Origin of the sequence: Prevotella sp. CAG:255 (genome assembly GCF_000431195.1) — a bacterium.
GTDB lineage: Bacteria > Bacteroidota > Bacteroidia > Bacteroidales > Bacteroidaceae > Prevotella > Prevotella rara.
Genome location: NZ_HF986824.1, coordinates 1 through 11,731, shown reverse-complemented (window position 1 = coordinate 11,731; position 11,731 = coordinate 1). Strand labels below are relative to the sequence as shown.

At 33.4% G+C, this 11,731-nt stretch carries 9 protein-coding genes; 4 read left to right on the top strand and 5 right to left on the bottom strand.

The genetic code is table 11. From position 1 onward, the window contains the following. Positions 1–305: 305 nt before the first annotated feature. The 5 genes from QVO66_RS09895 to uvrB form a co-directional block, all read right to left on the bottom strand. Positions 306–1,553 (bottom strand): ABC transporter permease, encoded by a 1,248-nt coding sequence (locus tag QVO66_RS09895; RefSeq protein ID WP_021855328.1) that lies wholly within the window; start codon positions 1,551–1,553, stop codon positions 306–308. Continuing rightward, positions 1,550–2,755, bottom strand: coding sequence for a pyridoxal phosphate-dependent aminotransferase (locus tag QVO66_RS09890; protein WP_021855327.1), 1,206 nt, complete (start codon positions 2,753–2,755; stop codon positions 1,550–1,552). Before QVO66_RS09890 ends, QVO66_RS09895 begins: the two co-directional genes overlap by 4 nt. An 89-nt stretch (positions 2,756–2,844) precedes the next feature. Further along, complete coding sequence (locus QVO66_RS09885; protein WP_288172793.1) at positions 2,845–5,178, bottom strand: putative porin; 2,334 nt, start codon at positions 5,176–5,178, stop codon at positions 2,845–2,847. 257 nt (positions 5,179–5,435) lie between these two features. Continuing rightward, on the bottom strand, positions 5,436–6,077 hold the full coding sequence (locus tag QVO66_RS09875) for a DUF4468 domain-containing protein (RefSeq protein ID WP_021855324.1): 642 nt from the start codon (positions 6,075–6,077) through the stop codon (positions 5,436–5,438). Between the two features lie 132 nt (positions 6,078–6,209). After that, a complete protein-coding gene (gene uvrB / locus QVO66_RS09870) occupies positions 6,210–8,246 on the bottom strand; it encodes an excinuclease ABC subunit UvrB (RefSeq protein ID WP_021855323.1) in 2,037 nt (678 codons plus the stop codon). A gap of 167 nt (positions 8,247–8,413) precedes the next feature. On the opposite strand from uvrB, the gene QVO66_RS09865 reads away from it, so the two are divergent. The 4 genes from QVO66_RS09865 to mnmE all read left to right on the top strand — a co-directional run bounded on the left by QVO66_RS09865 (position 8,414) and on the right by mnmE (position 11,684). Further along, on the top strand, positions 8,414–9,241 hold the full coding sequence (locus QVO66_RS09865; RefSeq protein ID WP_021855322.1) for an outer membrane protein assembly factor BamD: 828 nt from the start codon (positions 8,414–8,416) through the stop codon (positions 9,239–9,241). Positions 9,242–9,257: 16 nt separating this feature from the next. Beyond that, entirely contained in the window at positions 9,258–9,596 is a 339-nt protein-coding gene (locus QVO66_RS09860) for a DNA-directed RNA polymerase subunit omega (protein ID WP_021855321.1), read from the top strand. Further along, positions 9,593–10,051 carry a DUF4293 domain-containing protein gene (locus QVO66_RS09855; RefSeq protein ID WP_021855320.1) on the top strand — a complete coding sequence of 153 codons (459 nt, stop codon included), beginning with the start codon at positions 9,593–9,595 and terminating at the stop codon, positions 10,049–10,051. Before QVO66_RS09860 ends, QVO66_RS09855 begins: the two co-directional genes overlap by 4 nt. 181 nt (positions 10,052–10,232) lie before the next feature. Further along, entirely contained in the window at positions 10,233–11,684 is a 1,452-nt protein-coding gene (gene mnmE, locus QVO66_RS09850) for a tRNA uridine-5-carboxymethylaminomethyl(34) synthesis GTPase MnmE (protein ID WP_125104247.1), read from the top strand. The last annotated feature ends 47 nt before the right edge of the window (positions 11,685–11,731 follow it).

Here is an 11,731-nt window from a genome sequence, read left to right as displayed (position 1 = left end):
TTTTTTGATATGAAATACAAAATTGTCTATTAACTTTGCATCATCACTTCTAAGGCAAACTTGCCTCAGACACACTCAGTGAAACACTACACTTTTTTTAATCATAAAATCTGCAAGTTTATTACCCTAAAGATAAGAAAACTTGCAGATTCATCAAAGACTTTTATTGATTAAATTACTGAATACCAGTAGATAATAACCTTTTTAAGGGGCGACTAATTAGAATTTAGGGAAATTTCTTTTATTAATTAAATCACTTACAAACATAATAATGAAGCCTTATCTTAATCATTTATATTTAGATTTTATTCATATCTCATTGACTTTGCTGGATGTACACGTGAAACAAGAAAGCTTGGTGCTATAAGCACAAAAACACTTATAAGTAAAGTGGCAACATTAAGTAATATAATTAAAGGTAAATTAATTTCAACTGGTACGGTCTTAACATAATAAGTTGAAGGATCTAGAGAAACAATACCTGTCAGTTTTTGTAATAAAACTAGTCCAAAACCAATAATATTTCCAATAATCATACCTTTCCCTATAATAAAAATAGCAAACCATAAAAAAGTTTTACGGATTATCGTATTCTTTGCACCAAGAGCTTTTAAAATACCTATCATACTTGTACGTTCAAGAATTATTATGAGTAATCCTGAAATCATTGTAAATCCAGCAACACATAGCATAAGTGCCAGTATTATCCAAACATTTAAATCTAAAAGATCAAGCCATGAAAAAATTTGTGGATTCGCCTCTTGAATTGTTTCTGAAGAATAGGCTTCTCCATAAGTATCAGTAGTTCTATTTACTTTAGAAATAAGAATATTTTCGACATTATTAATCTTATTGAAATCATTCACAATAAGTTCTGCACCTGTAACTTGTCCTGTGTCCCATCCATTAAGACGGGATGCAGTATAAAGATCGGTAAAACAGATTGTTTTATCATATTGTGTAAGGTTTGTTTGATAAACTCCTGATACAGTAAATCGTCTCATTCTGACATCATCATTATCAATAAAATATGCAAACACCTTATCACCAGTATTTATCTTGAGCATATCCGCCATAATCTTAGATATAACAATCTTATTATGGCTTTTATTGTCACTAAATGCAGGAATAGTACCACTTATCATATTATTGTGGATAAAAGCAGTATCGTATTCTGAAGCAATGCCCTTAAAAGCTATTCCCAGAAAATCGCTGTCTGTCTTCAATATGCCTTGTTTAATTGCATAACGTTGTACGTGCTTAACTCCATTAATGGATTTCAATACATTCATCATACTATCAGGCATAGCAATAGGCTTCTGTTCATAGCCATGTAGCGTCATAAAGTTCGCAACAGTAATATGGGAACCAAAGCCTATAACTTTATCACGTATAGTATGCTTAAAACCTAAAACAATACATACAGAAATTATCATTACGGCTAACCCTACGGCAACACCTGCTGTTGCGATATGGATTGCCGGCTTACTAACTTTTTGCTGAGCGTTATTGTCTGAATAAATACGCTTTGCTATATATAATGGTAAATTCATTCTTCATCAACCCTCCCCGGATAAGTTTCAAGCGCTTTTCGTAATATAAAAAGCGCACGTATTAAATCTTCTTTTTTTAACACATATGCTATACGTACTTGATTATATCCGGCTCCAGGTGTTGTATAAAATCCTGACGCTGGAGCCATCATGACAGTTTCACCTTCATAATTAAATGTTTCCAAACACCAACGGCAAAACTTTTCACTATCATCTACAGGTAGTTTTGCAACAGTATAGAAAGCCCCCATGGGTATAGGTGAATAAACACCTGGTATACGATTAAGGCCATCTATAAGACATTTACGACGTTCCACATATTCGTCATATACGCTACGTGAATATTCTTCTGGCACATCAAGAGATGCTTCTGCTGCTATTTGTCCGATTAATGGCGGTGACAAACGGGCTTGACAAAATTTCATCACGGCTTGACGTACATCCAAATTTTTAGTTATCAAGGCTCCAATACGTATTCCACACTCGCTATATCTTTTACTAACAGAGTCAATAAGAACTACATTTTGCTCAATACCTTCAAGATGACATGCACTGATATAAGGCGAACCTGTATATATATATTCACGATAAACTTCATCAGAAAAAAGATACAAGTCATACTTCTTAACCAAATCTCTAATCTGGTTCATTTCACGTCTTGTATACAAATATCCTGTAGGATTATTGGGGTTACAAATAAGTATTGCACGTGTACGATCATTTATCAACTCTTCAAATTTCTCAACTTTTGGTAAAGAAAATCCTTCATCTATAGTTGTTGCAATAGTCCTTATTTTTGCTCCAGCAGAAATAGCAAAAGCCATATAATTAGCATATGCAGGTTCAGGAACAATTATCTCATCTCCTGGATTTAGACACGACATGAAAGCAAAAAGAACAGCTTCACTTCCCCCACAAGTTATTATAATATCATCAGGACTTACATTAATGTTGTACTTTTTATAATAATTCACAAGCTTCTTTCTGTATCCAAGATATCCTTGTGATGGTGAATATTCAAGAATTTCTCTATCAATATTACGTATAGCGTCAATAGCAACTTTGGGTGTAGGCAGATCAGGCTGTCCTATATTAAGATGATATACTTTTATTCCGCGATTTTTAGCAGCTGTCGCTAACGGAGCTAATTTTCTTATTGGCGACTCCGGCATTTCTAATCCACGTACTGATATTTGAGGCATAATTTGATATTTTCTAACAAAATTAATATAAACTTAAAGACTAATCAACAATAAAATTTATTTCATCAGTCAATGTTGCAAGATTACTATCAGTTGAAAAAGTTCCATGACACACCAAAACGTAGCACTCTTCCATTCAAAGGATAATGAGGAACGAGGAAATATTCACCTGCACTTGCATTAACATGGCTCATCATAATGAAAAATCGCGTATGCTTTAGATGTAAATTGGCGTATACATTTACATAAGGATAATTCCCTATTTCAACATTATTCTCACCATTGTCCTGTACGGTATATTGACCTAATGCCGGACTATAATCCAACGCTTTATACTTTGTAAAATAACGCAAATCAGCCCCGAGATCAACACTTAACACACGAGCAACCTTAAACTTAAAATATAAATTAGTGTATATATTTAACAGAGGAACAGGCAAGACTTCTTCATTACTTGATTTCTGATATGTTATTTGATTTTCCCAATTAAGAGGGCCAAATTTAAAATCCTGTGACAATTGCAAAGTGAATAAATTTATATTCCCTGAGCATTGCTTTACAGAAACCACATTCCCTGCCCGATTAAAATTATCGGTAATTGTATAACTTTGACTCAAATATGTATAATCTTTTAAATCATCAATAGCTACACGCAATGTAGTATGAGTACGCCTTAAAGAAAAGACACCTTCTATACGGGTACGTATTTCTTTACTAAGACCATCATTATCCCACCAAAAATGTTTTGAATGATAATGTCTATAATAAAATGTTGGGTTAAGGCGATAAAAAAACATCCGTGCAGCTAGAGTTACTGTATCATTAAACAGACGAAAATTAAGATCTGCGTTTGCATCAACTTTCAATTGTCCAGCGTCTTCTCCTGCAAGCCATGCTTCAGCTGTAACATCATAATGCAACGTTGTTCCTTGTTTTTTTATTAATTGACCACCAACACTCAAATTATGTTCGTTATAGCTACTTGTTCCGCCTAAAGAATCAGGCAAACTAAAATGCCGTAAATCTGATGTAACAAAAGCCCTTAGTCCTGCTTTCGCCCATTTATTAAAACCTTCTAGCAATGCTATAGCAAATGTATTTTTTAATGAATAATGGTTAGTCTTGTCATAAATTGAATCCCCTTCAAACTTCTCATTAACAGGGAATGTATTTGCATAATAATTTTTAGGAGTTCTATATGCTTGATATATACGACGATAATTATCAAATTTTAAAGTATGTATAAAGCTTGTAACTGGCACGTATTCATCTTTCATCCATGCAGTATCCACATTAGCAACATTTTTATCGTCTATATGAACGTTAAGCAAACTATCTGCGGCTGTCTTATCAAGAACTATTCTATCGCTTGCTGTATTAGTCGTATCGGCAGGCTCATCACCAGCTATTATAGCATTGTCAGGACGCCCTGAAAATGTCTTTTTCTCATCATATGCATTTTCATCAAATTCACGTCCTTCCTTAATAGCTTTCTTCCGTGCCTCTTCTTTTGCCTTATTTGTTTCATTCTCCTTTTGAGAAGCTATTGCGAACTTTCGTGCAGCAATCTCTTCTTCTGTCATTTTTACTTTTCTATTAAATCCCAAATTATAGCGGTGTGTGAAAAATATATGTTGATTATCATTACGATTCCAATTTTGTTCTAAAACGGTAGGTATTTCACTCTCCCTAAAATTATCATCAAATGCTTCAGGATGTGTTATGTACCTATCATCAGTTATACCACCATTTTCCGTCACTTTTTGGTGATTAGTTGATAATAAAATATGAGCATTATATCTGTCACCTAGATATGAGCCATACATAGTATAATTAAAATGCGACGTGCTCTGATTTTGATAATATCCACGGCCATAGATATAATCAAACTTAAAACCTACGCCTAACTTTTTACCTGCATTAACACCAAAAATTGCCTTAAAATGATCTTCACCATTTGTTCTATCACCACATTCATCATAAGAAATATTGGTAATCGGCGAAAGAGTGTTCGTAAAAAGGAATTTGTTGACAGGCGTCAAGAAATAATCATATGGTTGTGTGAATACAAACTGGGACATTTCATCTCTATCTATAAAAATACGACTAATACGTGGCGCTCCTAAGTTTCCTGTAGTATTGTATTCTCCACGCAGGCCTGTTGTAAAAATTGAGTTCATATACATATGCTGCATTGTATCTGGTACAGCAGCCGTACGTTCCCCAAAACGTTCATCAATAGTCCAAACTTTCAATCCTTTTGGAATTTCTTTATTCCCAGATGAAAGTGTATCACTTTTTGAACTTTTATTTGATCCCGCTTGTGTAAACTCGCCCGTATCTGTTAACTGATTATAGTCTTGTGAATAGACCGATAAACAAAATAATATATACGTTATCCCTATTAATAGCCTTTTACTCATTTTATGAAGCGAAAAACACATTCAACAATTTTAAATAACATGGAAGACAATATTACGATTGTGCCAATTTGATGATCTACTTTAAAATAAATTACCATACCAATCAATGCTCCCAACATGAAAATAATATTTAATATATTACGAAGAAACATAAAGCGTTCACCTCGACTTCCATATTTCCCACAAGAATTAAATTTCTTGTTATTATCATCTGTATTTACAATCATTGCTTTTAAATAAAAATATCAAAAATAAGCTTATTTCAAAACATTTTCTTTAATTGTATTAAAAATATAATCTTTACGATCAATGGTCTTTCTTCTAAATTTTGCAGAACCAGGCAACAAACGTGTCTGTTTACGATTTAATGCATTTTCATCATTAATCCATTCTTCTGCTTTATACACATATCCACCTCTAACGCGTTCTTCATCATAAACATATAATATACGTCCCATTGTAACCGTAAGATGGTTATCTTTACAATATGCGATTAAAGTATAATTAAATTTCGTTCTGTCTAAAGACAATAATTTATCTGTAAAAACGAGCCACTCTTTCATACTAGCAACTACAATATGGTCCTTTTTATTGATAAGTGAAATACGACTACCTTCAAGTTGATTTTCTGTTTTAGTTAAACTCGTAAAACAATCAAATATTATATCGTATATATCCTGAGCATTTTTCTTTGGGACATCAATATCTAAGCGCCATTCAACTTTTCCATCAACCTCAGGAACTGCTCCTTTTAAATATTTAGCTTCCGAATTCTCTTTATTATCAATAAATGTACTTGTGGTGACTTTATGATCTTCGGCATTAGGTGCTTCCCAAACACTCTGTGCCAAGCCAATCATTGGAATCAAATACATAGAAAGGATAAAAATCAGTTTCATACGAATATATATTTTTGCAAAATTAATAAATTAAAAGTTATAGGCGCAACAATAAGCAAAATTTAACAACTAGAATTAGAATAGCAACAAATAAGCACCGATATAAATTACTACATAATGTTTTTATAATTATCAATATTTACCATCAAGTATATTTTGCAGACGAATTAATTCATCTCGAAATTGTGCAGCCTGTATAAAGTCAAGATCTTTTGCCGCTTTTTTCATCATCCTTTGTGTATTTGCAATTGTTTTTAACAACTGATCTTTATTCATCTTGGTTACAATAGGATCCGCAGCAAATGCGACATGGTCTTCTTCAATATAAGCCTCATACTTTTTGTTTGCAACTGGCATATCAATAATACTAGCAGATCCCAATGTATCATGATTTATTACCTTAACAATTTGTTTAGGAGTAATATTATGCTCTTCGTTATATTTCAACTGCTTTTCGCGACGCCTTGCAGTTTCATCTATCGTCATCTGCATACTTGCAGTAATATGGTCAGCATACATAATTACTTTACCATTTACATTCCTCGCCGCTCGGCCTGCAGTTTGAGTCAACGATCTGTGTGAACGCAAAAAACCTTCTTTATCCGCATCCAGTATCGCGACAAGCGAGACTTCTGGCAAATCAAGCCCTTCACGCAATAGGTTCACTCCAACAAGAACGTCAAAAACACCTTCACGTAAATCATTCATAATTTTCACTCTATCCAAAGTAGCGACATCACTGTGTATATAATTAGCTTTAACATCGTGATTAAGCAAATATTCTGTCAACTCTTCAGCCATACGCTTTGTCAATGTAGTAACCAACGTACGTTCATTTTTCCCATTACGTATAACAATCTCTTCCATGAGATCATCAATCTGATTTTCACTTGGTCTTACTTCTATTTCCGGATCCAACAATCCTGTTGGACGTATAACCTGCTCTACAACAACTCCTCCTGCTTCCTCCAATTCATAATCTGCAGGAGTTGCAGAAACATAAATTACCTGATGTATCATAGAGTGAAATTCTTCAAACTTTAATGGACGATTATCAAATGCTGCCGGCAGACGGAATCCATATTCAACCAGATTGGTCTTTCTCGCCCTATCGCCACCATACATCGCACTAATTTGAGGAACACTCACATGACTCTCATCTATCACCATCAGATAATCTGACGGGAAAAAATCCAAAAGACAATATGGTTTTTGTCCTGCTTCACGTCCATCAAAATATCGTGAATAATTTTCTATCCCCGAACAATGGCCCAATTCTTTTATCATTTCCATATCATACTCCACACGTTCCTTAATACGCTGAGCTTTAATATTATCCCCCAACTCATTAAAGTAATATATTTGCTTTAACAAATCATCTTGTATTTTACGTATAGCAAGTTCAGTTTGCTCTTTTGATGTTACAAAAAGATTGGCAGGATAAATTTGATAATTATCAAAAGAAGCAATTCGATGAAAATCAATTGAATCTATTTCCTCAATACTATCAACCTCATCATCCCAAAATGAAATTCTAAGAACATAATTACTATAAGCCATAAATACATCAACAGTATCTCCTTTAACCCTAAAATTGCCTCTCTTGAGTTCTATGTCATTTCGAACATACAAAGCTCCTACGAGGCTACGCAAGAAGTCATTGCGATCTAAAATCTGGCCTCGCTTTAAAGATATTATACTTTTTGCCATTTCAACAGGTCCGCCCATACCATAAATACAGGAGACTGACGATACGACAATAACGTCTTTCCTTCCTGACAGCAATGCAGAAACAGCAGATAAACGTAAACGGTCTATTTCCTCATTAATAGCAAGATCTTTTTCAATATATGTATCCGTCTGTGGTAAATATGCTTCAGGCTGATAATAATCATAGTATGATACATAATACTCCACCGCATTATCAGGGAAAAAAGATTTCATTTCACTGTAAAGCTGAGCTGCAAGTGTCTTATTATGGCTTAAAATTAACGTTGGTTTATTTACATTGGCGATAACATTTGCAACCGTGAAAGTTTTACCCGATCCAGTTACTCCAAGTAACACTTGTGACTTTTCACCATTAAGTACCCCCTCTGTTAATTGCTTAATAGCTTCAGGTTGATCCCCTGTCGGCTTATAATTTGAGGTAAGCTTAAAACCTTTCATATAACAATAAACACAATAAGAATATTATAAATACATAACAATTCAAGATGCAAAAATACAAATATTACAAAGAAATCACCTAATAAAGATATTTTTTCTTAAAAATAAGTTCAAAACTTTGTTACTTAATAGAATAATATGTACTTTTGCAAGCCAAATATTGAATTATGAAGAATAATATTATCATCTCCATATTTGCTGTCGTGTTGTTTTCTGGATGTGCACACGAATTCAATCAAGTTTATAAGTCACAAGACTATAATTATAAGTATGAATATGCAAAAGAGTGTTTTGCGTATGGCAAATATACACAGGCAATTACTTTGCTTGAAGAACTTGTAACAATTCAAAAAGGAACAGACAATGCTGAAGAAAGTCTATATATGCTTGCAATGGCACAATTTTGTGACAAGGACTATGAAAGTGCTGCAATGACTTTTAAAAAATACTATAAGACATATCCCAAAGGTATTTATTCAGAAATGGCCTCATTCTACATTGGCGAAAGCCTGTTTATGAGTACACCGGAACCAAGATTAGATCAAACACAGACTGTAAATTCAATTGCTGCTTTTCAAGAATACTTGGATATATATCCAGAAGCCTCTTTAAAAGGTAAAGCACAGAAACGCCTTTTCGAATTACAGGATAAACTTGTAAAAAAAGAATTATATTCTGCACAATTATATTATAATTTAGGTACATATTTTGGTAATTGTACAAGTGGAGGAAGTAATTATGAAGCATGTATTATAACGGCACAAAACGCAATCAATGATTATCCATACAGTTCTTTGCGCGAAGACTTTGCTGTTTTAATAATGAAAAGTAAATTCGAATTGGCAGAACAAAGCGTTGAATCAAAGAAAATAGACCGCTATCGAGATGCAGAAGACGAATGTTATGGATTCATTAATGAATATCCAGACTCAAAGAATAAGGCATTAGCAGAAAAATACATATCATCTTGTAAGAAATATACCAAAGAGAAATAAATATAACATAAAGAATATGGACTACAAAAAATCAAAAGCACCATCAAACACCGTAACCAGAAACATTATGGATTTATGTGATGAGACAGGCAACATTTATGAAAGTGTTGCTATAATCTCAAAACGTGCAAACCAAATTTCTGTAGAAATAAAACAAGATTTAAGTAAGAAGCTAGCAGAATTTGCTTCATACAATGATAGTTTAGAAGAGGTTTTTGAAAATAGAGAGCAAATAGAAATATCAAGATATTATGAAAAACTCCCTAAACCGACATTGTTAGCTACTCAAGAATTCATTGATGGCAATATATATTGGCGTGACGGTCAAAAAGACAATTTAAAAGATATGCAATGATACAAAGGAAACAAACTTTATTCCTTTTGGCAGCATTAATTTTAAATATAATCTGTCTATGCTTGCCGTTAGGACATTTTGTTGCAGATGGAAATATAAATTCCACATCTACAATGTTTAATTTGTGGATTACGATGCCGAATGGAAGTCATAATTATTCTGTATGGGTCCTTTTTGCAACTTTACTGATTACATGTCCGATTTCGCTGATTGCAATTTTTATGTATCACAACAGAATTGTACAAAGTCGGTTCTGTATATTTAACATATTATTAATCTTAGGATGGTATGCAGTTTACGCTGTGTTTGCAATAAATTTAACGGAATCTATAGGACATTACAAAATTTCCTTTACATCAATACTTCCACTTATAGCTGTTATTTTATATTTAATGGCAAGAAGAGCTATACTCGCAGATGAAGCATTAGTCAGAGCTGCAGATAGAATCAGATAGATGATATGATACCAGTAATATATTATCAATAATATAATGGCTGTCTCAAAGATAAGTAATGAGGCAGCCATATTTATATGATACATATTCAATAACACTAAGTTTTAAAGTCTTTATATATTTCTACTTTTTATTTATAAATCAAACATTAAATTATCCTACAACATTGAGGCTATATAAAATGGATATACAAGATACAATATGCGCAATTGCAACAGCGAATGGTGGAGCTATAGGCATAATACGAATATCAGGACAAGATGCTATAAGCATCACTGATAAGATTTTTTATCCAGTGGGAAAAAAGTGTATGCCATTAAGTAAAAAGGCTGCGAATACCATAACCTATGGCCTAATAAAAAATAACGAAAAAGAAATCATTGACGAAGTTCTTGTAAGTATTTTCAGAGCACCGCATTCATATACAGGAGAAAATTCAGTAGAAATATCATGTCATGGGTCATCATATATATTGCAAAACATTATGCAATTATTAATCAAAAATGGATGCCGCTCAGCCGGCCCTGGTGAATATACACAAAGAGCCTTTCTTAACGGGAAGATGGACCTAAGTCAGGCAGAAGCTGTTGCAGATTTAATTTCTGCAACATCAGCAGCTACACACCACATGGCAATAAATCAAATGCGTGGAGGCATCAGTAAAGAATTATCACTCTTACGTGATAAATTACTTCAACTTACATCTCTAATGGAACTTGAACTTGACTTCAGCGATCATGAAGAATTAGAATTTGCAGACCGTTCAGAACTTAAAGATATAGCTAATCAAATAGAAAAGGTAATAAGTCTACTAACAAATTCTTTCAATATGGGCAATGCCATAAAAAATGGAGTTCCTGTAGCTATCGTTGGAGAAACAAATGCAGGAAAATCAACATTATTGAATGCCTTACTAAATGAAGAACGTGCCATAGTAAGTGATATCCATGGTACTACACGCGATGTTATTGAAGATACTATAAACCTTGAAGGAATAACATTCCGCTTTATTGATACAGCTGGCATACGTGAGACAACGGATGCTATTGAATCCCTTGGCATCAAACGTAGTTTCCAAAAATTAGAACAAGCAAATATAGTTCTATGGGTCATAGATGCTACTTGTGCAGAAAAGCAATATAAGCAACTGTCAGAGCAAATTATACCAAGATGTAAAGACAAGCACCTTGTAATTATACTCAATAAGTTTGATTTACTTAATGAAAATATAAAGAAATCATTGGAAAACAATATAACAAATAAAGATACTGCGGACTGCTCATATATGTCAATATCAGATGGCATTCCATCAAAATATGTTACTATACCTCTATCTGCTAAAAACAAAGATGGGCTTTATGATTTACAACAACAACTAATTGAGTTTACGATTACACCTGACATGTCTCAAAATAGTGTTGTTGTAAGCAACCTACGCCACTATGAGGCACTCAGTCATGCCCTTTCATCTATCCACCGTGTCCAAGAGGGCCTTAATACCCAACTTTCTGGTGATTTGATAAGTGAGGACCTTCGCCAATGTCTTTTTCACCTAACAGAAATTGTAGGTGGCGAAATAACCACAGATGAAGTATTAAGCAACATCTTCAAACATTTCTGCATCGGTAAATAAAGTACTCTAAACAACTCAAAACATCTTCAAATAACTTATAATAAGTC

Bases quoted from the DNA above. Each gene is read 5' to 3' on its own strand.
- QVO66_RS09895 (WP_021855328.1), bottom strand. From the start codon at position 1,553: ATGAATTTACCATTATATATAGCAAAGCGTATTTATTCAGACAATAAC.
- QVO66_RS09890 (WP_021855327.1), bottom strand. From the start codon at position 2,755: ATGCCTCAAATATCAGTACGTGGATTAGAAATGCCGGAGTCGCCAATA.
- QVO66_RS09885 (WP_288172793.1), bottom strand. From the start codon at position 5,178: ATGAGTAAAAGGCTATTAATAGGGATAACGTATATATTATTTTGTTTA.
- QVO66_RS09875 (WP_021855324.1), bottom strand. From the start codon at position 6,077: ATGAAACTGATTTTTATCCTTTCTATGTATTTGATTCCAATGATTGGC.
- uvrB (WP_021855323.1), bottom strand. From the start codon at position 8,246: ATGAAAGGTTTTAAGCTTACCTCAAATTATAAGCCGACAGGGGATCAA.
- QVO66_RS09865 (WP_021855322.1), top strand. From the start codon at position 8,414: ATGAAGAATAATATTATCATCTCCATATTTGCTGTCGTGTTGTTTTCT.
- QVO66_RS09860 (WP_021855321.1), top strand. From the start codon at position 9,258: ATGGACTACAAAAAATCAAAAGCACCATCAAACACCGTAACCAGAAAC.
- QVO66_RS09855 (WP_021855320.1), top strand. From the start codon at position 9,593: ATGATACAAAGGAAACAAACTTTATTCCTTTTGGCAGCATTAATTTTA.
- mnmE (WP_125104247.1), top strand. From the start codon at position 10,233: ATGGATATACAAGATACAATATGCGCAATTGCAACAGCGAATGGTGGA.